Consider the following 24170-nt stretch of genomic DNA (forward strand, 5'->3'; position numbering starts at 1 on the left):
GATGTATTGACTAGTTCTATTCAGGACGCGAGTATGTGAATAACGGCAGTACTCATCGGCGGCGCCCGGCCCGCCGGAGCATTCCGCTAGGAGGCAGACCATGTCAGGACCCCGCCCCGTACGAGCGCCGCGCGGTACGGAACTGAGCGCCCTGGGATGGCAGCAGGAGGCCGCCCTGCGGATGCTCCAGAACAACCTCGACCCCGAGGTCGCCGAACACCCCGACAAGCTCGTCGTCTACGGCGGCACCGGCAAGGCCGCCCGCGACTGGCGCTCCTTCGACGCCATGGTGCGCACGCTGCGGGGGCTCAAGCAGGACGAGACGATGCTCGTCCAGTCCGGCCGCCCGGTCGGCGTGATGCAGACCCACGAGTGGGCGCCGCGCGTGCTCATCGCCAACTCCAACCTCGTCGGCGACTGGGCCAACTGGGAGGAGTTCCGCCGTCTGGAGGCGCTCGGCCTCACCATGTACGGCCAGATGACCGCCGGTTCCTGGATCTACATCGGCACCCAGGGCATCCTCCAGGGCACCTACGAGACCTTCGCCGCCGTCGCCGCGAAGAAGTTCGGCGGTACGCTCGCCGGGACGATCACCCTCACCGCCGGCCTCGGCGGCATGGGCGGCGCCCAGCCCCTCGCGGTGACCATGAACGACGGCGTCGCGATCTGTGTCGACGTCGACCCGCGCGCCATCGAGCGCCGTATCGAGCACCGCTACCTCGACGTCAGGGCCGACTCCCTGGAGCACGCCCTCCACCTCGCCGTCGAGGCCCGGGACGCGCGCCGCCCGCTCTCCATCGGCCTGCTCGGCAACGCGGCCGAGCTGCTCCCGCGGATGCTCGCCGAGAGCGCCCCCATCGACATCGTGACCGACCAGACCTCGGCCCACGACCCGCTCGCCTACCTCCCCCTCGGCGTCGACTTCGAGGACATGGCCGACGCGGCGGCGAAGGACCCGGCGGGCTTCACCACCCGCGCCCGGGAGTCCATGGCACGGCACGTCGAGGCGATGGTCGGCTTCATGGACGCCGGCGCCGAGGTCTTCGACTACGGCAACTCCATCCGCGGCGAGGCACAACTCGCGGGCTACGAGCGGGCGTTCGCCTTCCCCGGCTTCGTACCCGCCTACATCCGCCCGCTGTTCAGCGAGGGCAAGGGCCCCTTCCGCTGGGCGGCCCTGTCCGGTGAGGCCTCGGACATCGCCAAGACCGACCGGGCGATCCTCGACCTCTTCCCGGAGAACGAGTCGCTGCACCGGTGGATCCGGATGGCCGGCGAGCGCGTCCACTTCCAGGGCCTCCCGGCCCGCATCTGCTGGCTCGGCTACGGCGAGCGCGACAAGGCCGGGAGCCGCTTCAACGACATGGTGGCCTCCGGTGAGCTGGCCGCCCCGCTCGTCATCGGCCGCGACCACCTCGACGCGGGCTCCGTCGCCTCCCCGTACCGCGAGACCGAGGCCATGCTCGACGGCTCCGACGCGATCGCCGACTGGCCGCTGCTGAACGCGATGGTCAACGTGGCGTCCGGTGCCTCCTGGGTCTCCATCCACCACGGCGGCGGCGTCGGCATGGGCCGCTCCATCCACGCGGGCCAGGTCTGCGTGGCCGACGGCACGAAGCTCGCCGGGGAGAAGATCCGCCGGGTGCTCACCAACGACCCCGGCATGGGTGTCATCCGGCACGTCGACGCCGGGTATGACATCGCGGAGCGGGTCGCGGACGAGCGGGGCGTCCGGGTACCCATGCGCGAGGGTGACGACGCGTGACCCTGCCGGAGGACGAGCGGGCCGCCAACTCCCGTACCGGGGACGATAGTTCACGGCCGGGCACGGGCACGGACACGGGCACGGACACGGGCACGGCCGGCCGCGGGGGAGGCGGCGGCGACTCCTTCCTGCGGATGTGGCGCGACCTGCTTCCCGTCGGCCGCCACTCCGCGTCCCGCGGCTACCGTCGCTACGCCTGGACCGGCGCCGACGCCGAGTGCCGGGGCTGGTTCGAGGAGCAGGCCGGGGCGCGCGGGCTCGGCTACGAACTCGACCGCAACGGCAACCAGTGGGCCTGGCTCGGTGACCCCGCCGAGGGGGACGCCGTCGTCACCGGCTCGCACCTCGACTCCGTGCCCGACGGCGGGGCCTTCGACGGGCCCCTCGGCGTGGTGTCGTCGTTCGCCGCGCTGGACGAACTGCGGGCGCGCGGTGCGCGGTTGGACAGGCCGCTGGCCGTCGTCAACTTCGGGGACGAGGAAGGCGCCCGGTTCGGGCTGGCCTGCGTCGGATCACGGCTGACCGCCGGGGAGCTGACCGTCGAGCAGGCGCACCGGCTGACCGACGGCGACGGGGTCACGCTGCCCCGGGCCATGGCCGCCGCCGGCTACGACCCCGACGCCATCGGCCCCGACCCCGAGCGCCTGTCCCGGATCGGCGCCTTCGTCGAACTCCACGTCGAGCAGGGCCGGGCGCTCGACCTCTCCGGTGACCGGGTCGGCATCGCCAGCGCCATCTGGCCGCACGGCCGCTGGCGGTTCGACTTCCGGGGCGAGGCCAACCACGCCGGCACCACCCGGCTCGTCGACCGGCGCGACCCGATGCTGTCGTACGCCGAGACCGTGCTCGCCGCCCGCCGTGAGGCCCAACTCCTCGGTGCGGTGGCCACGTTCGGGAAGATCGCCGTGGAGCCGAACGGCGTCAACGCGATCCCCTCCCTGGTGCGCGGCTGGCTCGACTCCCGGGCCGCCGACCAGGAGACCCTCGACACCGTCGTCACCGGCGTCGAGAAGGCGGCCCGCGAGTACGCCGAGGCGCACGGCGTCGACCTGGACGTCGTGCGGGAGTCCTTCACGCCCGTCGTCGACTTCGACCACGCCCTGCGCGACGAACTCGCCCGCCTCCTCGGCCGGGAGGCCGGGCTCCGGGTCCCCGTCCTGGGAACCGGTGCCGGACACGACGCCGGGATCCTCTCCGGGAGCATCCCGACCGCCATGCTGTTCGTGCGCAACCCCACGGGTGTCTCGCACTCCCCGGCCGAGTTCGCGGCCGAGGACGACTGCGTGGCCGGGGTGACCGCACTCGCCGACGTACTGGAAGGGCTGGCCCGCAGGTGACGCATCCCGGCACACGGACGTACTGGCTGGAACACGCCTGGCTCGACACCCACGTCGAGCCGGGCGTCGCCCTGGACGTCGCGGACGGGCGGATCACCGCCGTCCGCACCGGCACCGGCACCCCGCCCCCCGGCGCGGAGATCCTGCGCGGACTCACCCTCCCCGGCCTGGCCAACGCCCACAGCCACGCCTTCCACCGCGCCCTGCGCTCCACGGTCCAGGTCGGCTCCGGCACCTTCTGGACCTGGCGCGAGCTGATGTACTCCTTCGCGGACCGGCTGACCCCGGAGACCTACCACGCGCTGGCCCGCGCGGTGTACGCGGAGATGGCGCTGGCCGGGATCACGGCGGTCGGCGAGTTCCACTACGTGCACCACGCGCACGGCGGCACCCGGTACGCCGACCCCAACGCGATGGGCGAGGCGCTGGTCGCCGCCGCCGCCGAGGCCGGTCTCCGCATCACCCTCCTCGACACCGTCTACCTCTCCTCCGGCTTCGGGCAGGCCCCCAACCGGCACCAGCTCCGCTTCTCCGACGGGAGCGCGGACGCCTGGGCCGAACGCTGTGCACTTCTCAAGGAACGGGATCACGCGCGGATCGGGGCGGCCGTCCACTCCGTACGGGCCGTGCCCGCCGGGCAGTTGGCGACCGTGGCCCGCTGGGCCGAGGAGCGGCGTGCGCCGCTCCATGTGCACCTGTCCGAGCAGACCGCCGAGAACGACGCCTGCCGCACCGCGCACGGCCGCACCCCGACGCGGCTCCTCGCCGACCACGGGGTGCTCGGCCCGCGCACCACCGCCGTGCACAGCACGCACCTCACCGACGAGGACATCGCGCTGCTCGGTTCGACCGGCACGGGCACCTGTATGTGCCCCACCACCGAACGCGACCTCGCCGACGGCATCGGCCCCGCCGTGGCCCTCCAGGCGGCCGGCTCACCCCTCTCGCTCGGCTCCGACAGCCACGCCGTCATCGACCTGTTCGAGGAGGCCCGCGCGATGGAGCTGAACGAGCGGCTGCGCACCCGCACCAGGGGCCACTGGACGGCCGCCGCCCTGCTGCGCGCCGCCTCCGCCGACGGACACGCGGCGCTCGGCTGGGAGGAGGCGGGCAGCATCGAGGCCGGGGCGCTCGCCGACCTGACGACGATCGCGCTCGACTCGGTCAGGACGGCGGGACCGGTGCCCAGGCTCGGCGCCGAGACGGCCGTATTCGCGGCGACGGCGGCGGACGTACGGCACACGGTCGTGGGCGGCCGGCACGTCGTACGCGACGGGGCGCACACCCTCGTACCCGACGTGCCGCAGGCGCTGGCCGCCGCCGTGGAAGCCCTGCGCGCCCAGTGACCGCCGCCCCCCGAGCCCACGACGAGCCCGACGAGCACGAGGCCACGATGAGCAGCAGCACCGTCATCACCAACATCGCCGCACTGGTCACCAACGACCCCTCCCTCGGTGACGGATCCCCCCTCGGACTGATCCACGACGCGGCCGTCGTCATCGACGGGGACCGCGTCGCGTGGACCGGTGAATCAAGCAAAGCACCCGCCACTGACAACCGGGTCGACGCCGGCGGCCGGGCGGTGCTGCCGGGCTTCGTCGACTCCCACTCGCACCTCGTCTTCGCGGGCGACCGCACGCGGGAGTTCAACGCCCGCATGTCCGGCCGGCCCTACAGCGCGGGCGGCATCCGTACGACGGTGGCGGCGACGCGCGCCGCGAGCGACGCGGAGCTGGAGCGGAACCTCACCCGCTATCTGGCCGAGGCCCTCCGGCAGGGCACCACCACCTTCGAGACCAAGTCCGGCTACGGCCTCACGGTCGCCGACGAGGCCCGCGCGCTGCGCATCGCCGCAGCGCACACCGACGAGGTCACCTATCTCGGCGCCCACATCGTCCCGCCGGACCACGCCGACGACCCCGCCGCCTACGTCGCCCTCGTCACCGGCGAGATGCTCGACGCCTGCGCCCCGCACGCCCGTTGGATCGACGTCTTCTGCGAGAAGGGCGCCTTCGACGGCGACCAGGCCCGCGCGATCCTCACGGCGGGCCGGGCGAAGGGCCTGCACCCGCGCGTCCACGCCAACCAGCTCTCGTACGGGCCCGGCGTCCAGCTGGCCGTGGAGCTCGACGCGGCGAGCGCCGACCACTGCACGCACCTGACCGACGCGGACGTGGACGCCCTCGCCAGTGGCGGCACGGTCGCGACCCTGCTGCCCGGCGCCGAGTTCTCGACCCGCGCCGCGTGGCCGGACGCCCGCCGCCTGCTGGACGCGGGTGTCACGGTCGCCCTCTCCACCGACTGCAACCCCGGCTCCTCGTTCACCTCCTCCGTCCCGTTCTGCGTCGCGCTCGCGGTACGGGACATGGGGATGACCCCGGACGAGGCGGTCTGGTCGGCCACGGCGGGCGGCGCGGCGGCGCTGCGCCGCCCGGACCTCGGCCGCCTCACCCCGGGCGCCCGCGCCGACCTGCTCCTCCTCGACGCCCCGAGCCACGTCCACCTGGCCTACCGGCCGGGGGTGCCGCTGGTCAGCGGTGTCTGGCGGCGCGGAGTCCGCGAGGTCTGACTCCGCGAGCTCCGACTCCGGGAACGCGACCGGGCCGGGACGGGGGAGCGGTGTTCAGGAGGCGCCGGCCGCCCACCGCTGCGCCGTACCCCCGTTCAGTGGCCGCAGCGCGACCCCGTCGCCGTCCGCCGGCGTCACCGCCGTCTCGATGGCGATGGCCGGGCGGATCACCCCGTCGCTGTCGACGGTGAACGTCAGGTTCTGGCCGTGGTCGCCGTCGACCGAGGCGCACTCCCAGATGCCGACGCCCTTGTCGACGGAGCCCCGGCTGTCGAGGCAGAGGTCGGGATCGGCGGCGGACCGCACGACGCCGCGCCCGGAGTCGACGCGCCAGCGCTGGGTGCGGGACGAGCCGCACGCGGCCGTCACGACGTCCGTGCCCTCCGACAGGTCGCCGTCGCGGATGTCGAGGCAGCGGCCGGATCCGAGGTTCACGACCTGGGCGTAGGCGCCGTTCGGGGCGTGCGACGCCTTGCCCGGAGCGGCCGAACTCCGGCTCGGAGAAGGCGACTTGACCGACGGCGACGGCGACGGCGACGGCGACCTCGACGGTGCGGCCGAGTGCGACTGCGAGGGTGACGGCGACGGGCGGGTCGGGACTGTCGCCGTCACCGTCACCCGCGCCGGGACCGACGGGCCGGCGGCCGGGGACGACGGACCACCGGAGGGACGCAGCAGGAACAGCAGCGGGAGCAGCGCCACCCCGAACACCGCCGAGGCCAGCACCACGCGCCGCCGTGCGGGTGGCCAAGTGCCTTGTCGGCGCCGGGTGTTGGCGATCGGTTCGGCGCGAGGGGGATGGGCCGCGTACGCCGTGCCGGCCCACGGCAGCAGGCCCTCCGCCAGGGTGGTGCGCGGAGCGTCGCGCAGGGCCGTGAGTTCCTCGTGGGCGCCGGTGCAGTGGGCGCACCGGGCCATGTGGACGTCCAGGCCGGTGCCGGCGCGGGGAGGGCGGTCGGGGCGCACCGACTCCTCGATCAGACGGCGGAATCCGGCGCAGCGCGGGTCGTCGGAGGCAGCGAGACGGAACCGGAGGCACGCCCGGGTCATCGCCTGGAGGGCCTGTTCGGTGCCGTAGGCGATGTCCTCGGGGGTGAGGCCGAGGAGGGTGGTGGTCACCTCGCGGGGTTCGCGCTCGACGGTGTCGTACCAGACGAGGCCCTGGGCGCGGGAGGAGAGGCTCTGGAACGCCGTGAGCATCGGGGGGGCCGGGCCGTCCGGGGCCGCCGAGTTGAGGACGAGGAGCAGGGCCGGGTCGAGGCCGGCGGCGCGGTCGTCCCGGGACCAGGCCGCGGCCACCCGGACGGTGAGCAGCAGCAGCCGGTGCCGCCAGGGGGTGCCGGGGTCGACGCCGCGGGCCGTCTCGCGCGCGGCCAGGGCGAACGTCTGGGCCGCCAGCTGTCCCGCCGTCGAGTCGTTCGTCGTGCACAGCCGGGCGTAGGCGAGGACGGAAGGCTGGTGCCGGGCGCGGAGTTCGTGCAGCGCCGCGTAGACGGCGGACGGGTCGGCGCGCAGGAGTTCGGTCAGCCGTGCGTCGGACGCGTCGGCCCCGGCGCTGTCCGGACCGCTCATCCCCCCACCCCCGTCTCCCTGACGTACCGGCCGGTTCGGTGGGGACCATAGTGGCGCGGGACGACGCGCGGGGAGGGGCGGAGAGGAGTTTGGCGAAGTTTCCCGGGGTAACCCGCGGCCCGCCCGGGTAACGGGACGGGGGGACCACAACCGGACGGGACGGACTGGGCGGACGGTCGGGCCGGGCTGTCAGACCTCGGCCGTCAGGGCCTTGCGCAGGCGCACCAGGGTGCGGGTCAGCAGCCGGGAGACGTGCATCTGCGAGATGCCGAGCTCCTCGCCGATCTCCGACTGGGTCATGTTGGAGACGAAGCGCAGGGAGAGGATCTGCCGGTCCCGCAGCGGGAGCCGGGCGATCAGGGGCTTCAGGGACTCGACGTACTCGATGCCTTCGAGCCCGTGGTCCTCGTAGCCGAGGCGGTCCGCGAGCGCGCCCTCGGAGTCGTCCTCCTCCGGCTGCGCGTCGAGCGAACTGGCGGTGTACGCGTTCGACGCCGCCATGCCCTCCAGGACCTCCTCGTTGGAGATGCCGAGGCGCTCCGCCAGCTCGGCCACGGTGGGCGAGCGGTCCAGTCGCTGGGCCAGTTCGTCGCCGGCCTTGGCCAGTTCGAGGCGGAGTTCCTGGAGCCGGCGCGGTACGCGCACGGACCACGAGGTGTCGCGGAAGAAGCGCTTGATCTCGCCGACGATGGTCGGCATCGCGAAGGTCGGGAACTCGACCCCGCGGCTCACCTCGAAGCGGTCGATCGCCTTGATCAGGCCTACGGTGGCGACCTGGACGATGTCCTCCATCGGCTCGCTGCGCGAGCGGAAGCGGGAGGCGGCGAACCTGACCAGCGCGAGGTTCAGCTCGACGAGCGTGTTGCGGACGTAGGAGTACGCGTAGGTGCCTTCCTCGAGGCGTTCCAGCCGCTCGAAGAGGGTCTTGGAGAGGGCCCGCGCGTCGACCGGTCCCACTTCGTCGAACGGGGGGATCTCCGGGAGCCCGGCGAGGACGTCACCCGGTCCGCGGTTCGCGCCGTGCGCTGCGACGGGCGCCGGACGGTCCGGGGTGGATGCCGCTGTCGCCGGGGGGGCGTGCGGTGCGTCGCGCCGGGGTGGCATGGTGTCCTCCATCGTTCTCGGCATGTGGCTGCCGGAGCCTGTGCGTGCACTGCGGTGTGCGGCGCCTCCAAGCCGGCCGTGTCGAATTCGTGTCGGTACTAGCCCTATCCGGTTTTCGGAGGTACCCGCAAGTTCGTTATGCGGTCATATGTCCGTTTGCGGGGGGTTGTTCGGGTGTCGGAGAGTGTGAGGAAGGCGTAGTGTTCCAGGGCATGCGTCAGCAACGGCAAGGTCGGGAGTGAGACACGGCATGGACCGCGGGACGGTCGGCAGCGCACAGTCTGGCCGACTTCTGGTCGAGGTGCGGAAAGAGGGCGCCAGCGCCGTCGTGACCCCGGCGGGTGAGTTGGATCACCACACCGCCGATCTGTTGCGCGAGCCGCTGGAGGAACTCCTCGACAAGGGGCACACCCGGCTCGTCGTGGACTGCTCACGGCTGGAGTTCTGCGACTCCACGGGCCTGAACGTGCTGCTCGGCGCCCGCCTGAAGGCGGAGAACGCCGGGGGAGCGGTGCATCTCGTCGCGATGCTTCCGGTGGTGGCCCGTGTCTTCGAGATCACGGGGGCCGACTCGGTCTTCACCCTCCATGAGACGCTCGCGGACGCTCTCGCAGATGAATCCGGCTGACCGGTCGGCCAGGGGCCCCCTCCGTCCGTGCCGCGACCGGCCGACCCCCCTGCTGACCGGCGAATTCGCCGCGTCCCGCCTTCCGTGCGGAATAGGGGGTGTTCTGTGGGTTCACTCGGGCAGGAGATCTCCTGTGAAGACAACGGAAGCCGGAGTGACGGAGAACGTCCTCCATCCACGTACGCAGTCCCGATCGTGAACCGGTGAATCGGTGAGGTGAAGCGCTGATGAGCACCACCCGGCCCTGCTCGCCGGGCGACCGCGGCCAGGAGCCCAGCGGCGCCCAGGCGGCGCCCGAGGAGGGCACTGACGTCCTGTCGTCCATGGCGTCCGTCGCCGTGCCGGTCGACGGGGCCGCGGCCGCGCCGTCCGCACCCCGGCAGGCCCGCAGACTCAGTTTCGACGGGGCGGGTGCCGTCGTACCCCTCGCCCGTGATTTCGCCCGGCAGGCGCTGCACGCCTGGGGCTGGCTGCCCGCCGAGACCGCCGACCGGCGCGCCGCGGCCGAGGACGTCCTGCTCGTCGTCTCGGAGCTGGTCACCAACGCCTGCCTGCACGCGCAGGGCCCGCAGGACATGGGCATCGCCGTCGACAACAAGGTGCTCCGCGTCGAGGTCTCCGACCTGGGCGAGGGTCAGCCCGCACCCCGGACCCCGCACCGCGCGGGCCGCCCAGGCGGCCACGGCATGTTCATCGTGCAGCGCCTCTGTATGGACTGGGGGGTCGTGCGCACCCCGGGTGTCGCCGGCAAGACGGTGTGGGCGGAGCTGGGCGCGCCCGCGTAACGCGGGCGGGGCGCCGGCGAAGCGACGGCGAGGCGGTTCCGTCCCCTCGCAACGCCTTCCGCCCCCCCAAGGGGTTACCTAGGGTTACTCCCTCTCGCCTCTCCTCGTGCCCTCCCCTGCCGCGCGCGCCGGATCGTCACAACTCCGGCGCGCAGTTGTCTTCCTTCCACAGGGCCCCCGGCGTACCTTGACGGCCGATCTGATGTGCCGTCAGGAATGAGGGGACCGTGTCGTACCAGAAACGAACCGCAGCGCTCGCGTCTGTCGCGGCCCTGGCCGGCTCGGCGGTATTCCTGACCGCCCCCGCAGCCCGCGCCGCCGTGGTGGACGTCGACTACAAGTGCCAGACGCCCATCGGCGTCAAGACGGCCGTCTCGCCGATCGACATCAAGGGTGTCAAGAGCGGCAGCGTGTACAAGATCACCATGTCGTGGCAGAAAGGCGTCTCGTCCAGCCCGGTCGAACTGGGCAAGGGCGCGATGAGTCCCAGCGCCACCATCAAGCTGGCCGGCGCCGACAGCGGCACGCTCGCCGTGTCGGGCCCCGCCAACCAGGCCGCGATACCCGCCAACACCCCAATAAAGATCAATGACTTGACGGGTACGTACACCCCGAAGGCGACCGGCAAGGTCACCTTCACGGCGGCGATCCTCACCATCAAGGCCCTCGGTACGACGACCACCTGCACCCCGACGAACAACCCCGGCCCGTCCCTCACCCTCGACGTGACGGCCGCGGGCGGCAGCACCGGCGGTTCGTCGAGCGGGACCTCGGGCACCTCGGGCTCGTCCGGTTCCACGGGCACGTCCGGGTCTTCGGGGTCCTCGGGTTCCACCGGCTCGTCCGGCAGTGGTACGGGCTCCGGTGGCACCCTCCCGCAGACCGGCCCCGACGACTCCGCGATCGCCCTCGGCACGCTCGGCGGCACCGCGGTGCTCACCGGCGCGGCGGGCGTCCTCTGGCTGACCCGGCGCCATCAAACGGCCCGCGCCCGCCGCTGACCGGGCCCGACAGCACGTCCGTCGTACGACCGCCGTACGTCCGCCGCCGGAGCCGCCCATGCTGCCCACCGTCCGTGTCCTGTGCCTGTCCGTGCTCGCGCTGCTCCTGACCGCCCCGGTCGCGCGGGCCGACGACAGCGCCTGGTCCCTCGCGCCCGCGGGCGGCGACCGCCCGTCCTTCTACGCGGAGGGCGCGCCCGGGACGGTGCTGCGGGACACGGTGTCCGTGGTCAACCGGGGCGCCGGGCCGGTCACCGTGCGGTTGCGCGGCGGCGGCCTCGTGATCACCTTCGCCGCCACGGCGGTCCGGGTGCCCGCCCGTACCCGCGCCGACGTCCCCTTCACGGTCGGTGTCCCGGCGGGCGCCGCCCCCGGTGCCCGCACCGGCACCCTCACCGCGCGCGACGGGAACGGGAGGCGGGTGACGGTACCGCTGCGACTCCGCGTCGGCGGCCCCGCGTTGGCCGCGCTGACCGTCGAGCACGTCACCGTGCGCGGCGACCGGATCGGCTACGAGCTGGTCAACCGGGGCACCACGGTCCTCGTGCCGAGGCTCGCGGTCCGCGCCCACGGTCTGCTCGGCGGGACGCTCCTCGACCGGCCCCCGCGCACCCTTCCCGTCCGGCTGCCGCCCGGGAAGCGGCTGAGGCTCACCGAGCCGTGGCCGGGGCGGCCCGCCCTGGACGCGGTCGGCGTGCGGCTGACCGTCACGGCGGCGGGCGGGGCGCACGGATCGGCCCGGGTGTCGGCGCGGTTCGTGTCCCGGGGCGCGACGGCGGGAGCGGGCGCCCTGCTCGCCGTGGCCGTCGCGACGGCGCTGGCGGTGCGGGGGCGGCGACGGCGCCGCGCGAGCACGGGGGACGAGGGGGAGGCGGGAGGCGCACGTGAGGGGCAACCGCCTTTCGCGGAGGTCGAGTTGACGGGAGCGGTGGGATGAGCGGGAGGGCGCGCGCCGCGGCGCTGGTGGCGGTGCTGGCGCTGGTGCTGCTGCCGTGGACCGGGGCGGTGCCCGCGGGCGCGGCCGGCCGGCCCTCCGTCGAGGTGTCCACGTCGCAGGCGGGGACCGGGGGTTCGGTCACGGTGAGCGGCAGCGGATGGCGGGCGCACGCGCTGCTGATGATGCTGGTCTGCGGACAGTCCTCGCCCTCCCAGGGAGTGATCGGCGGCACCAACTCCTGTGCCAACGCGCAGGGCAGGGCCGTGACCACCGACGCGAAGGGCGGCTTCAGCAAGAAGCTGCCGGTCGCGGAGCCGCCGGTGCCGTGTCCGTGCGTGATCCACGTGGCGACCGTCACGGGCGCGACCGCGTCCGCCGACGCGGTGTTCCACGTGGCCGGGCACGCGGTGAAGCCGTTGCCCGCCGAGCCGGCGGCGGGGCGGCTCTCCGTGCTCACCGAGACCCGGCTGGACGGTTCGAGCGGGCTGCTGACCTGGTTCGGGGCGCCGCCGTCCCGCCGGCTGGTCTTCACCGTCGGCAACGCCGGCTCGGGCCCGGTCCGCAACCCGGTCTTCCAAGTCGGCGTCGCGCACGGCGTGTTCGCCCCGCAGTGGGACGACCAGGAGTGGCGCGGCACGCTCGCGCCCGGCGGGAAGGCCGAGATCGGCCTGCCGGTCGGCCTGTCGGCGGGCGCGCACGGCGACTACACGGTCTCCCTGCGGTACGCCGGGCGGACGCTCGCCGAACAGCCGTGGGGCGTGGGCCGCCCGTGGGGCGTGACGCTGTTCTGGGTGCTGCTCTGCGTGGTCGTGCCGGCGGCGGTGTTCCGCGCCGGGATGGCCGTGGTGGACCGGCTGCGCCCGCGCCGCCGCCCCGGCCGCAGCACCGGCCCCGCCGGCCACCGCGGCCCGCGCCTGCCCGAACTCACCCTGCGCCTGCCGAGGTTCGGCGCCGCCCCGGAAAAGGCACCCCCGGCTCCGACCCTGCCGTGGTTCACCCCGGAGTCCGATCCGGGCGCGGCGGGCCGGCTCTCCGCACCGCACCACGACCACCCGGCGGGCCCGACCGGCGCGACCGGCCCCACCGGCCCGACGGCTCCCACCAGCCCCACGAGCCCGACGGCTCCCACCAGGAAGGGACCCACGTGAGCGAGCGAAGGAGAGTCATACCGGCCGGGGGAGGCGGGGTGCGGCGAGCGGGTGCGGCGGCCCTCGCGCTGGTGCTCGGCGGCGCGGGCGTCGCGCTCGGCCTCGCCGCCGGGACCGCGCAGGCCGCCGAGGTGTCGTACGCCACCCACTGTGTGCCGCCCGCGGGCATCGACCCCGTCGACGGCACCACCAAGGTCGAGATCACCGCGCCCGCGACGGCGAAGGTGGGCGACACGGTCGACGTCGTGTGGAAGTTCACCCAGGCCGCGTCCAGGAACCCGGACATCATCGATCTGCCGGCCGACTCGGTGCAGCCGTCGGGGACGTTGAAGGCGGCGGGCGCGCAGAGCGCCTCCGTCGCGATGCGGGGGCCGCGGAAGAACCCGGCGATCCCCAAGGGCGCCGCGATGACGCTCTCCGACATGACGGGCACGCTGAAACTGACCACCGCGGGCGAGGTCACGCTGACGCCGGACGCTTACACGGTCAACGCGTTCTCCACCGACACCAAGTGCGCGCCGACCGAGACGGTCCAGCCGTCGGCGACGATCAACGTGACGGCGGGGGACGGCGGTTCGTCGAGTACGTCGCCGAGCGCGTCGCCCGACCCGACCGACTCCGCCTCGCGGTCGGCGTCCCCGTCCGGCTCGCCCGGTGACACCGCGTCGGCCTCCCCGAGCGACGGCACCGGCCAGACGGACTTCACCGGTGAGGAGGTCCAGGTGCCGTACGCCTGCAAGACGCCGATCGGGGACAAGGCCGCGACCTCGCCGGTGCAGATCAACGCCAGGAAGAACGGCGGGAGTTACGACCTCACCGTGAAGTTCAAGAAGTCGGTGATGGACAGCCCCGTGGACATCCCGGCAGGCTCGGTGAAGCCGTCCATGAGCGTGGTCCTGGGCGGCGCGGACAAGGGGTCCGTGCGGGTGGAGGGCCCGACGAATTCGGCCGCCATCAAGTCCGGCACCCCGATCGAGATCCCGGACCTGACGGGCACGTACAAGCCGGGCGCGACCGGTACGACGACGCTGGCGCCCGGTGTCCTGACGGTCGACGCCCTCGGTACGACGACGACCTGCACCCCGAAGTCGTCCCAGGTGTCGCTCACCCTGGACACCACCGGGCAGGCGGGCGGCGCGGCCGGCGGCACCTCGACGTCCGGGGGGACCTCCACGTCCGGCGGGGGGTCCGCCTCCGGCTCCACGTCGGGGTCCGGGGGTCTGGCCGAGACGGGTTCCGACAGCCACGGCGCGCTGAAGGCGCTGGGGCTGGTCTCCGGGACCGCGATCCTGCTGGGTGTGGCCGTGTTCACCTTCCTGCCTGGCCGGCGGCGGCTGCGGTAGCCCGGCCGGCCGGCGTCGGGTCAGCAACCCGGCCGTACCCACACCAGGATCACCACCAGCAGGACGGCCACGCAGAACAGTGTGAGGACCCCGCTCCACAGTGCCTCGTCGAGCGGGGTCCGCCGCTTCCTCCTCCTTCTCACGTGCCGTGGTCCAGCCGCTGGTGCGCCCGCAGCAGCACGTTCGCGTCGCCGACCGCGCTGTAGTCGAAGGAGGCGCGCGCCGCGGACCGGCGGTCGGCGAGTTCCGCGCACGGCTCGCAGCCCTCCACGGGGACGGGCGGGCGGCTCACGTCGTACGGCCGCGGGGCGGCGGTGTGCACCCCGGTCCGTTCGTCCAGCGCCTCCCGCAACTCCCTTTCGCAGTCGACGGCTTCGCCGTCCCGGCCGGCCTCCTTCGCCGCCGCCCGCTGGGCGAGCAGCGCCCCGCACACGTCGCAGATGTCGGTCGACGAGGGCGCCGTCACGCCGACCACCGGGCGAGCGCCGCCTCGACCGCCCGCAGGACGGCCGGGGTCGGGCGCGCCCAGCCGGCGGGCGGGGTCCAGGCGGCGGCGCGGTGGACGCGGACGCGGCGGGGGAGGGCGGGGCGAGTCATGGCGTACTCCTCTGTTTGCCTGTGCGGAGAGCACCGAGCACGTTACGGTGCGTGTTCAGGTGGGACGAGCATGACGGGCCCCGACGGCGAAAACGCCGCTGACGTGGGCTAGTTCCACGGCTCACCTGCCAAGTTCCACACATTCCACAACGGCAGGACAACGGCGGAAAGGGGGAGTTCCGGGTGCCACAGCGACGCACGGTGACGAGCCGTAGCCAGGAGCCGCGGCGGCGGTTCGCGGAAGAGGTCAAGCAGTTGCGGGAGCGCAAGGGCATCACCCTCCGGCAGCTCGCCGAGCAACTGGGCTGGGACTGGTCGACGTTGGGGAAGCTGGAGCGAGGACAGACGCTGGGCAGCCCCGAGATCGCGCAGGCGCTGGACCAGTACTACGGGACACAGGGGTTCCTGCTGACACTGTGGGAACTGGCGATCGGTGACCCGAAGCAGTTCAGGGAGCGGTACCGCCGGTACATGCTGCTGGAGGCCGAGGCGGTCCATTTGTGGCAGCACTCCATGAACATTCTTCCCGGGCTGTTCCAAACCTCCGCGTACGCACGCGAGTTGCTAGCAAAAGGCGGCCTTGACGGCACGGCACTGGAGGTACAGATCGAGGCACGCGTCGGCCGCCGCGAGATGCTGCTGGCGGACGATGGTCCACGGTTCCGCGCGATTGTCTCGGAGGCGGCGCTGAGGACACCGTTGCGCGATGTGTCCGCCTGGCGGGAGCAGCTGGAGCACCTGCTGTTCATGGGGCACCACAGCAACATCGTCATCCACGTATTGCCATTGCTTGCGGGGCTGCACGGCCTGACGAACACGGACACCATGTTTTTGCGAGGAGCTGACGGGCGCACTGTGGCCTGGGTGGAGACCGGGTACTCAGGCGAACTTGTGCAAGAAACTGGCACAGTTGAAGAGCTTCAGCTCCGATACGATCTGGTACGCGATCTGGCCCTGTCCCCATATGAGTCGCAAAAGTTCATCGAGCGGATGTTGGAGGAGGCGCCGTGCTGAGCAAGGTGACGTGGCGCAAGAGCAGTTACAGCAACCAGGACGGAGGCAACTGCCTCGAAGTCGCCGACAACGTCCCCGCCCCCGTCGTCCCCGTGCGGGACTCCAAGAACCCGCAGGGTCCCGCCCTGGTCCTCGGAGCGGCCGCTTGGGGCGCCTTCGTCACCGCCGTGTGCCGGGACGAGCTGTCATAGGTTCTGCATTGCCTCCTGGGAGATGTCCACGTCGATGTCGAAGGGGACGGGCAGCTTGAGGGCGGTGTGGTGGATGCCGGTCAGCACGTAGGTCTTGGACAGCGGGTCGAGCTCGTAGACCCGCACGACCGGGTGCTCGTCCACGCCCGCCATCTCGACGAGCCAGAAGTGGGGGATGCCGGCCGCCGCGTACTTGCGCGGCTTGGTGTCCCGGTCGCGGGACTCGGAGTCGGGGGACACCACCTCCGCGGCGAGCAGTACATCGGCCACCTGGAACCGGGTCAGTCTCGGTCCGGTGACGGCGCTAGCGCGGACCACGCAGACATCCGGTTCCGGGCCGTTGCGGCTGTCGAGAATCACTGTCATCTCGCGGCGCACCTTGAACTCCGGCGGTGCGGTGCGCCGTAGTCCGGTGACGAGCAAGTCGATCACCGTGGCGTGAAAATCTCGCTGAGGACTCACGAAAACAAGGCTCCCGTCGATGAGCTCGGTGTGCGGCGGGAGTTCGGGCAGTGTGAACAGGTCGTCCACGGTGTAGCCGTCCTGGGGCGGCGTCGGCCAACGGGACGCGGTCTCGGCACGCTCTGCGGTCATGGTTCCTCCCATGGACGGGATCCTCGGGCCCTCGCCCCAACGGTAGTCGCGGAATCCGGGCACCGTCATCACAAAGAGTGATCAAGGTGCCACGAGTAAGAAAAGGGCCCCGCCGCACCCGGGTGGGGTGCGGCGGGGCCCTTCGCTGCTTCAGCCGGCCCGGCCCGGCCAGGGCTCAGCGCACGGTGCCCATCAGCTCGCGGACCCGCTTGCGGTACATCCACACCGCCGCGCCCGCGAGGACCGCGAGGACGGCCTGGAGCGTGACGATGCCCGTCTTGTTGAGGTCGACTCCGGCGATGGAGAGGAGGCCCGTCGTGGCGTCGCCCGCGGTGACCGCGAGGAACCAGACGCCCATCATCTGGGAGGCGTACTTCGCCGGGGCCATCTTCGTGGTGACGGAGAGGCCGACCGGGGAGAGCAGCAGCTCGCCGACGGTCTGCACGAAGTAGATCGCCACCAGCCAGAGCGCCGCCGCCTTGTGACCGCCGTCGGCGATCGCGAGCGGGGCCAGGAAGAGGAAGAACGAGGCGCCGATCAGGACCAGGCCCAGCGCGAACTTCACGGCCGTGCTCGGCTCCTTGCCCCGCCGGGCCAGCGCCAGCCACGCCCAGGCGAAGAGCGGCGCCAGCGCCATGATCAGGACCGGGTTGACCGACTGGTACCAGGAGACCGGGAACTCCCAGCCCATGACCGTGTTCTTCGCCGACGACTCGGCGAAGAGGGAGACCGTCGAGCCGCCCTGGTCGTAGATCATCCAGAACACGGCGGCGGCCACGAAGAACCAGATGTACGCGCTCATCTTCGACTGGTCGGCCCGGTCGAGGCTCCGGTCGCGCTTGATGCGGGCGATGACCAGCACCGGGATGAGGAGGCCGGCGACCGTGATGGGGACGAGCAGCCAGTTCAGCGTGTAGTGGCCGGAGAGGCCGACGACCGCGTAGAAGACGACCGCGACGGCCGCCCACAGCGCCGACTTGCGCAGCGTGGCCGACTTCTCCCGGGCGGACAGCGGGGTGGGGACCACGTCCGAGCGGGGGCTGAGGTGGCGGGTGCCGAGCATGAACTGGGCGAGGCCCAGGCCCATGCCGACCGCGGCGAGCGCGAAGCCGAGGTGCCAGTTGACGTTCTCGCCGACGGTGCCGATCACCAGCGGCGCGGCGAACGCGCCGACGTTGATGCCGATGTAGAACAGCGTGAAACCGCCGTCCCGGCGCGGGTCGTCCGGACCGTCGTAGAGGTGGCCGACCATCGTGGAGATGTTGGCCTTCAGCAGACCCGAGCCGATCGCCACCAGGCCGAGGCCCGCGAAGAACGTGCCGGCGGTGGGCAGCGCCAGCGTGAGGTGGCCGAGCATGATGACCACGCCGGCCACGGCGACCGTCCTGCGGGGCCCGAGGACGCGGTCCGCGAACCAGCCGCCGGGCAGGGCGAGCAGGTACACGAGCGACAGGTACACCGAGTAGATCGCCGTCGCGGTGGTCAGGCTCAGGTGGAGGCCGCCCGGGGCGGTCAGGTACAGCGGGAGCAGAGCCCTCATGCCGTAGTAGGAGAACCGCTCCCACATCTCGGTCATGAAGAGTGTGGCCAGTCCGCGGGGGTGGCCGAAGAAGGATTTCTCGGAACCGGGGGTGCCCGGAGTCAGCGAGTCCTTCGTCAGGCTGGACGCCATGGTTGTTCCTTGCTGGTCGGGACACGCGTCTTGGGCGGAAGCCCGCACAAAAAAAGAGACCCTAGGCGTCAAATACGCACTAAAGGTCGACGGTGCCGGTACAAGCCTTCTCTTCACCATACGGCAGGACACTGCCGGAAATGGAAGGACTTGAGACAGGGATCACAGGTTTCAGACGGAACCCGGACATCTTTTCGAAGGTGGATGCCGGGATCGCACCCCACACTTACAGGTCCGGTCCACGATCTTCACGGCGGGGTACCCGACTTGCCCCAGAGTAAGAAGGGGGCAATGGCGATCACACCTCTGGGCATGTCCGAGGCGGACTACCATCACCTCATGACCCGTGTACTGCTCGCCGAGGACGACGCGTCCATCTCGGAGCCGCTGGCCCGCGCCCTGCGCCGGGAGGGCTACGAGGTCGAGGTGCGCGAGGACGGACCCACCGCCCTGGACGCCGGAATCCAGGGCGGAATCGACCTGTGCGTCCTGGACCTCGGCCTGCCCGGCATGGACGGCCTGGAAGTGGCGCGCCGGCTGCGCGCCGAGGGCCACACCGTCCCGATCCTCATCCTGACCGCGCGCGCCGACGAGGTGGACACCGTCGTCGGCCTCGACGCGGGCGCCGACGACTACGTCACCAAGCCCTTCCGGCTCGCCGAACTGCTCGCCCGCGTCCGGGCCCTGCTGCGGCGCGGGGCCGCCGAGCTCCAGCAGCCGCCCGCCACCCACGGCGTGCGCATCGACGTGGAGTCGCACCGCGCGTGGATGGGTGACGAGGAACTCCAGCTCACCGCCAAGGAGTTCGACCTGCTGCGGGTCCTCGTGCGGGACGCCGGCCGGGTGGTGACACGTGACCAGCTGATGCGCGAGGTCTGGGACACCACCTGGTGGTCGTCGACCAAGACCCTCGACATGCACATCTCCTGGCTGCGCAAGAAACTCGGCGACGACGCCGCCAACCCCCGGTACATCGCGACCGTGCGCGGCGTGGGCTTCCGCTTCGAGAAGAGCTAGCACCTCGTGCGTCGTCGTCTGATCCAGTCCACGCTGGCGGTCGTCCTCGTGGTGATCGCCGTGTTCGGGCTCTCCCTCGTCATCGTCGAGACGCGCACGATCAGCAACAGCGCGCAGGAACGGGTGGACTCCGAGGCGCTCCGGCTCGCCAGCATCGTGGACAGCCGGATCCTCGGGGCGGAGATCGTCGACTCGGAGGTCCTGCGCACCCAGGTCACCGAGGACCGCTACGCCGTGATCCGCATCCCGGGACACCCGGTGATCGAGGTCGGCACCAAGCCGGACGGTGACGTCATCCGCTCCACCGCCAAGGGCGAGGAGGGCGAGCGGGTCACCGTGGCGGAACCGCGCTCCACCGTCACCCGCGAGGTCGGCCGCACCCTGCTGATCATCGGCGCGGTCGCCCTGCTCGCGGTGGTGGCCGCCGTACTCCTCGCGGTACGGCAGGCCAACCGGCTCGCCTCGCCGCTCACCGACCTCGCGGAGACCGCCGAGCGGCTCGGCTCCGGCGACCCGCGCCCCCGCCACAAGCGCTACAGCGTCCCCGAACTGGACCGGGTCGCCGACGTCCTCGACTCCTCCGCCGAGCGCATCGCGCGCATGCTCACCGCCGAACGCCGGCTGGCCGCCGACGCCTCCCACCAACTGCGCACCCCGCTGACCGCGCTCTCCATGCGGCTGGAGGAGATCACCCTCACCGACGACCCGGAGACGGTGAAGGAGGAGGCGACCATCGCCCTGACGCAGGTGGAGCGGCTCACCGACGTCGTCGAGCGGCTGCTCACCAACTCCCGCGACCCGCGCACCGGCAACGCCGTCACCTTCGACCTCGACGAGGTCATCCAACAACAGCTCGCCGAGTGGCGCCCCGCCTACCGGGGCGTGGGCCGGGCCATCGTCAGCTCCGGCAAGCGGCACCTCCAGGCCGTCGGCACTCCGGGCGCCGTCGCCCAGGTGCTGGCCGCTCTGATCGAGAACTCCCTGATGCACGGCGGCGGCACGGTCGCCCTGCGCACCCGGGTCACCGGCAACCAGGCCGTGGTCGAGGTCACCGACGAGGGTCCGGGCGTCCCCGCCGACCTGGGCGCCCGCATCTTCGAGCGCACCATCAGCGGCCGCAACTCCACCGGCATCGGCCTCGCGGTCGCCCGTGACCTGGCCGAGGCGGACGGCGGCCGACTGGAGATGCTCCAGGCCAAGCCGCCGGTCTTCGGTCTTTTCCTCTCCCGGACGGCTCCGCAGAAGCGGGCACCGGTGGAGGGCGACGAACCGACCGTCCGCTGAGCGGCGGCGGGGACGGTCAGCTCACGTGCTGGGACGGGCGGCGCGGCCCGTCCAGGGGGTCCGCGGCGGTGTCGTCGACCGGCAGGGTCCTGAAGACCCAGGTGCGGTACGACCAGAAGCGGAACAGGGTGGCGATCCCGATGCCGAGCACCTTGAAGAGGTTGCGCTCCAGCGCGCTGTCCCAGCCGAAGCCGTAGATCGCCGCGAACAGGACGCCGTTCTCGATCACCAGGCCGACCAGGCTGAACACCAGGAAGAGCGTGAGTTCCTTGGTCCGCGCGCTCTTGTCACGGTCCCGGTAGGTGAAGTAGCGGAAGCCGACGTAGTTGCAGCCGATGGCGACGATCGTGGCGATCACGTTGGCGCGGACGGCCTGGAGGCTGGTGAGGTGCCACAGCAGGTTCGAGACCCCGAAGTTCACCACCGTGCCCGCGGCGCCCACCGCGCCGAACTTGGCGATCTCGGGCCCGAACCGTTTGAAAGGCCCTGATGAGGAACCACGTGCCATGGCTGTACAGGCCTCGTCTCTCGGAGTGGTCGGTCCGGCCATGCTAACCACCGGCCACCCCTCCCGCCCGCGAAGCTCCTCCCGGGCCGGGAAGAGGGCGGCAAAAGTGGCCGATACCCTAGGGGTGTGACGTTCCCGGTAGTCGGCATGATCGGCGGAGGCCAGCTCGCCCGTATGACACACGAGGCTGGCATCCCGCTCGGCATCAGATTCAAGCTCCTCAGTGACACGCCCCAGGATTCCGCGGCGCAGGTCGTCGGTGACGTCGTCGTCGGCGACTACCGCGACCTCGACACGCTGCGCGACTTCGCACGGGGCTGCGACGTGATCACCTTCGATCACGAACACGTCCCCACCGAGCATCTGCGCGCCCTGGAGGCGGACGGCATCCCCGTCCGCCCCGGCCCCGACGCGCTCGTGCACGCCCAGGACAAGGGGGTGATGCGCGCCAGACTCACCTCGATCGGTGTGCCGTGCCCGCGCCACCGCCTGGTCGGCGACCCGGCGGACGTGGCCGCCTTCGCCGCGGAGGGGGACGGCTTCCCGGTCGTCCTCAAGACCGTGCGCGGCGGCTACGACGGCAAGGGCGTGTGGGTGGTCGACTCCGTCGAGGAGGCCGCCGACCCGTTCCGCGCGGGTGTCCCGGTCCTCGCCGAGGAGAAGGTCGACTTCGTCCGGGAGCTGGCGGCGAACGTCGTCCGCTCCCCGCACGGCCAGGCCGTCGCCTACCCGGTCGTGGAGTCCCAGCAGGTCGACGGCGTCTGCGACACGGTGATCGCGCCCGCCCCCGGCCTCGACGAGTCCCTCGCCCTGAAGGCCGAGGAGATGGCGCTGCGTATCGCCAAGGAACTCGGTGTCGTCGGCCACCTCGCCGTCGAACTCTTCGAGACCCGCGACGGCCGCATCCTCGTCAACGAACTCGCCATGCGCCCCCACAACTCGGGCCACTGGACGCAGGACGGCGCGGTCACCAGCCAGTTCGCCAACCATCTCCGGGCCGTCCTCGACCTCCCGCTGGGCGACCCCCGTGCCCGCGCCCCCTGGACCGTCATGGGCAACGTCCTCGGCGGCGACTACCCGGACATGTACTCCGCGTACCTGCACTGCATGGCCCGCGATCCCCAGCTGAAGATCCACATGTACGGCAAGGACGTGAAGCCCGGCCGCAAGGTCGGCCACGTCAACACCTACGGCGACGACCTGGACGACGTGCTGGAACGCGCCCGTCACGCAGCCGGCTACCTGAGAGGCACGATCACCGAATGAGTCCTGTCGTGGGAATCGTCATGGGGTCCGACTCCGACTGGCCCGTCATGGAGGCCGCCGCGAAGGCCCTCGACGAGTTCGAGATCGCCTACGAGGTCGACGTCGTCTCCGCGCACCGCATGCCGCGCGAGATGATCAGCTACGGCGAGCAGGCGGACGGCCGCGGCCTCAAGGCGATCATCGCGGGCGCGGGCGGCGCGGCCCATCTCCCGGGCATGCTCGCCTCGGTGACCCCGCTGCCGGTGATCGGCGTGCCCGTGCCGCTGAAGCACCTCGACGGCATGGACTCCCTGCTCTCCATCGTGCAGATGCCGGCCGGTGTCCCGGTCGCCACCGTCTCGGTCGCCGGCGCGCGCAACGCGGGGCTGCTCGCGGCCCGCATCCTCGCCGTCCACGACGACGAACTCCGCGCCCGCATGCGGGAGTTCCAGCAGGAGCTGAACGACCAGGCGGCGGAGAAGGGCAAGCGGCTGCGCGCCAAGGCGCAGAGCTCCGGCGGCGGCTTCGGCTTCGGGAAGTGACGGCGATGAACACACCGACCTCACCGGCCTCACCGGCGTCCGTCGCGTCCTCGGGGGCAGCGGACTCCCTGGCCCAAGCCCGGGAACTGCTGCGGGAGTTCCCGGTCGTCGACGGCCACAACGACCTGCCCTGGGCACTGCGCGAACAGGTCCGCTACGACCTCGACGCCCGCGACATCGCCGGCCACCAGGGCGCCCATCTGCACACCGACATCCCGCGGCTGCGCCAGGGCGGGGTCGGCGCGCAGTACTGGTCGGTCTACGTCCGCTCCGACCTGCCCGACGCGGTCCCCGCCACCCTCGAACAGATCGACTGCGTACGGCAGTTGCTCGCCCGCTACCCCGGCGACCTGCGGGCCGCGCTGACCGCCGCCGACATGGAGGCGGCGCGCGCGGAGGGCCGTATCGCCTCGCTGATGGGTGCGGAGGGCGGCCACTCGATCGCCAACTCCCTCGCCACGCTGCGGTCGTTGTACGCGCTGGGCGTGCGCTACATGACGCTCACCCACAACGACAACGTGGCGTGGGCGGACTCGGCGACCGACGAGCCGGCCGTCGGCGGACTTACGGCGTTCGGCCGCGAGGTCGTGCGGGAGATGAACCGGGAGGGCATGCTGGTCGACCTCTCGCACGTGGCGGCGACCACGATGCGCGACGCGCTCGACACCACCTCCGCGCCGGTGATCTTCTCCCACTCGTCGGCCCTGGCCCTCTGCGACCACCCGCGCAACATCCCCGACGACATCCTGGAGCGGCTGCCCGCCAACGGCGGGATGGCGATGGTGACGTTCGTGCCCAAGTTCGTGCTCCAGGCCGCCGTGGACTGGACGGCCGCCGCCGACGAGAACATGCGCGCGCACGGCTTCTTCCACCTCGACACCACCCCCGAGGCGATGCGGGTCCACCGCGCCTACGAGGAGAGCCACCCGCGCCCGGTCGCCACCGTCTCGACCGTCGCCGACCACCTCGACCACATGCGCGAGGCGGCCGGCATCGACCACCTGGGCATCGGCGGCGACTACGACGGCACCCCGTTCACGCCGGAGGGCCTCGACGACGTCTCCGGCTACCCCCACCTCATCGCGGAACTCCTGGACCGCGGCTGGTCGAAGGCCGACCTGTCCAAGCTGACCTGGCGGAACGCGGTGCGGGTGCTGGGCGCGGCCGAGGACGTGGCCCGCGACCTCCAGGCCGGCCGGGGCCCCTCCAACGCGACGATCGAGTCCCTCGACGGAACGCCCGGCGCGGCGCCGGCGGCCTGACCGGGCGCCGCACCCCCGAACGCCCCGTCAGCACCCCCCCCGACGGCGGCCCGTC

At 72.2% G+C, this 24170-nt stretch carries 25 protein-coding genes; 17 read left to right on the top strand and 8 right to left on the bottom strand.

What is annotated here, in order from left to right; translation table 11 throughout:
* The first annotated feature begins 100 nt into the window (after positions 1-100).
* The 4 genes from hutU to hutI all read left to right on the top strand — a co-directional run bounded on the left by hutU (position 101) and on the right by hutI (position 5671).
* On the top strand, positions 101-1765 hold the full coding sequence (gene hutU, locus ABZT12_RS15990; RefSeq protein WP_356383580.1) for a urocanate hydratase: 1665 nt from the start codon (positions 101-103) through the stop codon (positions 1763-1765).
* A 134-nt stretch (positions 1766-1899) separates the two neighbouring features.
* Entirely contained in the window at positions 1900-3102 is a 1203-nt protein-coding gene (locus ABZT12_RS15995) for an allantoate amidohydrolase (protein ID WP_356383716.1), read from the top strand.
* On the top strand, positions 3099-4448 hold the full coding sequence (locus ABZT12_RS16000; protein ID WP_356383583.1) for a formimidoylglutamate deiminase: 1350 nt from the start codon (positions 3099-3101) through the stop codon (positions 4446-4448). Before ABZT12_RS15995 ends, ABZT12_RS16000 begins: the two co-directional genes overlap by 4 nt.
* 47 nt (positions 4449-4495) lie before the next feature.
* Positions 4496-5671: an imidazolonepropionase gene (hutI, locus tag ABZT12_RS16005; RefSeq protein ID WP_356383586.1), complete on the top strand. Its 1176-nt coding sequence runs from the start codon at positions 4496-4498 to the stop codon at positions 5669-5671.
* A 54-nt stretch (positions 5672-5725) separates the two neighbouring features.
* Here hutI and ABZT12_RS16010 read toward each other — a convergent pair whose 3' ends face one another.
* Together ABZT12_RS16010 and ABZT12_RS16015 are read right to left on the bottom strand one after the other, a co-directional pair.
* Entirely contained in the window at positions 5726-7243 is a 1518-nt protein-coding gene (locus ABZT12_RS16010) for an RICIN domain-containing protein (RefSeq protein ID WP_356383589.1), read from the bottom strand.
* A gap of 189 nt (positions 7244-7432) precedes the next feature.
* Positions 7433-8359 carry an RNA polymerase sigma factor SigF gene (locus ABZT12_RS16015; RefSeq protein ID WP_356383592.1) on the bottom strand — a complete coding sequence of 309 codons (927 nt, stop codon included), beginning with the start codon at positions 8357-8359 and terminating at the stop codon, positions 7433-7435.
* 238 nt (positions 8360-8597) lie between these two features.
* Between ABZT12_RS16015 and ABZT12_RS16020 the strand changes: the two genes are divergently transcribed.
* From ABZT12_RS16020 to ABZT12_RS16045, 6 genes are all read left to right on the top strand, one after another.
* Positions 8598-8975: an STAS domain-containing protein gene (locus ABZT12_RS16020; RefSeq protein ID WP_356383595.1), complete on the top strand. Its 378-nt coding sequence runs from the start codon at positions 8598-8600 to the stop codon at positions 8973-8975.
* A 227-nt stretch (positions 8976-9202) separates the two neighbouring features.
* Positions 9203-9760: an ATP-binding protein gene (locus tag ABZT12_RS16025; protein WP_356383598.1), complete on the top strand. Its 558-nt coding sequence runs from the start codon at positions 9203-9205 to the stop codon at positions 9758-9760.
* Between the two features lie 227 nt (positions 9761-9987).
* The gene (locus ABZT12_RS16030) at positions 9988-10761 is read left to right on the top strand and encodes an LPXTG cell wall anchor domain-containing protein (RefSeq protein WP_356383601.1); all 774 of its coding nucleotides are present in this window, start codon (positions 9988-9990) and stop codon (positions 10759-10761) included.
* 58 nt (positions 10762-10819) lie between these two features.
* Complete coding sequence (locus ABZT12_RS16035; RefSeq protein WP_356383603.1) at positions 10820-11698, top strand: hypothetical protein; 879 nt, start codon at positions 10820-10822, stop codon at positions 11696-11698.
* Entirely contained in the window at positions 11695-12846 is a 1152-nt protein-coding gene (locus ABZT12_RS16040) for a hypothetical protein (protein ID WP_356383606.1), read from the top strand. Before ABZT12_RS16035 ends, ABZT12_RS16040 begins: the two co-directional genes overlap by 4 nt.
* A 38-nt stretch (positions 12847-12884) precedes the next feature.
* Positions 12885-14189, top strand: a complete 1305-nt coding sequence (locus ABZT12_RS16045; RefSeq protein WP_356383609.1) for a hypothetical protein — start codon at positions 12885-12887, stop codon at positions 14187-14189.
* A 20-nt stretch (positions 14190-14209) separates the two neighbouring features.
* Here ABZT12_RS16045 and ABZT12_RS16050 read toward each other — a convergent pair whose 3' ends face one another.
* The 3 genes from ABZT12_RS16050 to ABZT12_RS16060 are packed head-to-tail and all read right to left on the bottom strand — an operon-like array spanning position 14210 to position 14786.
* Entirely contained in the window at positions 14210-14332 is a 123-nt protein-coding gene (locus tag ABZT12_RS16050; RefSeq protein ID WP_356383612.1) for a hypothetical protein, read from the bottom strand.
* Positions 14329-14655: a hypothetical protein gene (locus tag ABZT12_RS16055; protein ID WP_356383615.1), complete on the bottom strand. Its 327-nt coding sequence runs from the start codon at positions 14653-14655 to the stop codon at positions 14329-14331. The genes ABZT12_RS16050 and ABZT12_RS16055 overlap by 4 nt, the downstream gene beginning before the upstream one ends.
* The gene (locus ABZT12_RS16060; protein WP_356383618.1) at positions 14652-14786 is read right to left on the bottom strand and encodes a hypothetical protein; all 135 of its coding nucleotides are present in this window, start codon (positions 14784-14786) and stop codon (positions 14652-14654) included. The genes ABZT12_RS16055 and ABZT12_RS16060 overlap by 4 nt, the downstream gene beginning before the upstream one ends.
* Positions 14787-14969: 183 nt before the next feature.
* Between ABZT12_RS16060 and ABZT12_RS16065 the strand changes: the two genes are divergently transcribed.
* Complete coding sequence (locus ABZT12_RS16065) at positions 14970-15800, top strand: helix-turn-helix transcriptional regulator (RefSeq protein WP_356383621.1); 831 nt, start codon at positions 14970-14972, stop codon at positions 15798-15800.
* Complete coding sequence (locus tag ABZT12_RS16070; RefSeq protein ID WP_356383719.1) at positions 15797-15991, top strand: DUF397 domain-containing protein; 195 nt, start codon at positions 15797-15799, stop codon at positions 15989-15991. Before ABZT12_RS16065 ends, ABZT12_RS16070 begins: the two co-directional genes overlap by 4 nt.
* Here the strand turns inward: ABZT12_RS16070 and ABZT12_RS16075 are convergent.
* Positions 15986-16585 carry a Uma2 family endonuclease gene (locus ABZT12_RS16075; protein ID WP_356383624.1) on the bottom strand — a complete coding sequence of 200 codons (600 nt, stop codon included), beginning with the start codon at positions 16583-16585 and terminating at the stop codon, positions 15986-15988. The genes ABZT12_RS16070 and ABZT12_RS16075 overlap by 6 nt on opposite strands.
* Before the next feature lie 175 nt (positions 16586-16760).
* Positions 16761-18257 (bottom strand): oligopeptide:H+ symporter, encoded by a 1497-nt coding sequence (locus ABZT12_RS16080; protein WP_356383627.1) that lies wholly within the window; start codon positions 18255-18257, stop codon positions 16761-16763.
* Positions 18258-18596: 339 nt separating this feature from the next.
* Here ABZT12_RS16080 and ABZT12_RS16085 point away from each other — a divergent pair, with 339 nt between their 5' ends.
* Together ABZT12_RS16085 and ABZT12_RS16090 are read left to right on the top strand one after the other, a co-directional pair.
* Positions 18597-19274, top strand: a complete 678-nt coding sequence (locus tag ABZT12_RS16085) for a response regulator transcription factor (RefSeq protein WP_356383630.1) — start codon at positions 18597-18599, stop codon at positions 19272-19274.
* Positions 19275-19280: 6 nt separating this feature from the next.
* Positions 19281-20558, top strand: a complete 1278-nt coding sequence (locus tag ABZT12_RS16090; RefSeq protein ID WP_356383633.1) for an ATP-binding protein — start codon at positions 19281-19283, stop codon at positions 20556-20558.
* Positions 20559-20574: 16 nt separating this feature from the next.
* Here the strand turns inward: ABZT12_RS16090 and ABZT12_RS16095 are convergent, their stop codons facing one another.
* Positions 20575-21066 carry a GtrA family protein gene (locus ABZT12_RS16095; RefSeq protein ID WP_356383636.1) on the bottom strand — a complete coding sequence of 164 codons (492 nt, stop codon included), beginning with the start codon at positions 21064-21066 and terminating at the stop codon, positions 20575-20577.
* Between the two features lie 126 nt (positions 21067-21192).
* Between ABZT12_RS16095 and ABZT12_RS16100 the strand changes: the two genes are divergently transcribed.
* From ABZT12_RS16100 to ABZT12_RS16110, 3 genes are read left to right on the top strand one after another with little or no spacing between them, the layout of a single operon-like run.
* A complete protein-coding gene (locus tag ABZT12_RS16100) occupies positions 21193-22332 on the top strand; it encodes a 5-(carboxyamino)imidazole ribonucleotide synthase (protein ID WP_356383639.1) in 1140 nt (379 codons plus the stop codon).
* Positions 22329-22853: a 5-(carboxyamino)imidazole ribonucleotide mutase gene (gene purE, locus ABZT12_RS16105; protein WP_356383642.1), complete on the top strand. Its 525-nt coding sequence runs from the start codon at positions 22329-22331 to the stop codon at positions 22851-22853. The genes ABZT12_RS16100 and purE overlap by 4 nt, the downstream gene beginning before the upstream one ends.
* 5 nt (positions 22854-22858) lie before the next feature.
* The gene (locus ABZT12_RS16110; protein WP_356383645.1) at positions 22859-24115 is read left to right on the top strand and encodes a dipeptidase; all 1257 of its coding nucleotides are present in this window, start codon (positions 22859-22861) and stop codon (positions 24113-24115) included.
* The last annotated feature ends 55 nt before the right edge of the window (positions 24116-24170 follow it).

This window comes from Streptomyces sp. NPDC005423, assembly GCF_040606415.1.
Taxonomy (GTDB): Bacteria; Actinomycetota; Actinomycetes; order Streptomycetales; family Streptomycetaceae; genus Streptomyces.

Bases quoted from the DNA above. Each gene is read 5' to 3' on its own strand.
- ABZT12_RS16095 (WP_356383636.1), bottom strand. From the start codon at position 21,066: ATGGCACGTGGTTCCTCATCAGGGCCTTTCAAACGGTTCGGGCCCGAG.
- ABZT12_RS16080 (WP_356383627.1), bottom strand. From the start codon at position 18,257: ATGGCGTCCAGCCTGACGAAGGACTCGCTGACTCCGGGCACCCCCGGT.
- hutI (WP_356383586.1), top strand. From the start codon at position 4,496: ATGAGCAGCAGCACCGTCATCACCAACATCGCCGCACTGGTCACCAAC.
- ABZT12_RS16085 (WP_356383630.1), top strand. From the start codon at position 18,597: ATGACCCGTGTACTGCTCGCCGAGGACGACGCGTCCATCTCGGAGCCG.
- hutU (WP_356383580.1), top strand. From the start codon at position 101: ATGTCAGGACCCCGCCCCGTACGAGCGCCGCGCGGTACGGAACTGAGC.
- ABZT12_RS16060 (WP_356383618.1), bottom strand. From the start codon at position 14,786: ATGACTCGCCCCGCCCTCCCCCGCCGCGTCCGCGTCCACCGCGCCGCC.
- ABZT12_RS16040 (WP_356383606.1), top strand. From the start codon at position 11,695: ATGAGCGGGAGGGCGCGCGCCGCGGCGCTGGTGGCGGTGCTGGCGCTG.
- ABZT12_RS16010 (WP_356383589.1), bottom strand. From the start codon at position 7,243: ATGAGCGGTCCGGACAGCGCCGGGGCCGACGCGTCCGACGCACGGCTG.
- purE (WP_356383642.1), top strand. From the start codon at position 22,329: ATGAGTCCTGTCGTGGGAATCGTCATGGGGTCCGACTCCGACTGGCCC.
- ABZT12_RS16015 (WP_356383592.1), bottom strand. From the start codon at position 8,359: ATGGAGGACACCATGCCACCCCGGCGCGACGCACCGCACGCCCCCCCG.
- ABZT12_RS16025 (WP_356383598.1), top strand. From the start codon at position 9,203: ATGAGCACCACCCGGCCCTGCTCGCCGGGCGACCGCGGCCAGGAGCCC.
- ABZT12_RS16035 (WP_356383603.1), top strand. From the start codon at position 10,820: ATGCTGCCCACCGTCCGTGTCCTGTGCCTGTCCGTGCTCGCGCTGCTC.
- ABZT12_RS16110 (WP_356383645.1), top strand. From the start codon at position 22,859: ATGAACACACCGACCTCACCGGCCTCACCGGCGTCCGTCGCGTCCTCG.
- ABZT12_RS16020 (WP_356383595.1), top strand. From the start codon at position 8,598: ATGGACCGCGGGACGGTCGGCAGCGCACAGTCTGGCCGACTTCTGGTC.
- ABZT12_RS15995 (WP_356383716.1), top strand. From the start codon at position 1,900: ATGTGGCGCGACCTGCTTCCCGTCGGCCGCCACTCCGCGTCCCGCGGC.
- ABZT12_RS16075 (WP_356383624.1), bottom strand. From the start codon at position 16,585: ATGACCGCAGAGCGTGCCGAGACCGCGTCCCGTTGGCCGACGCCGCCC.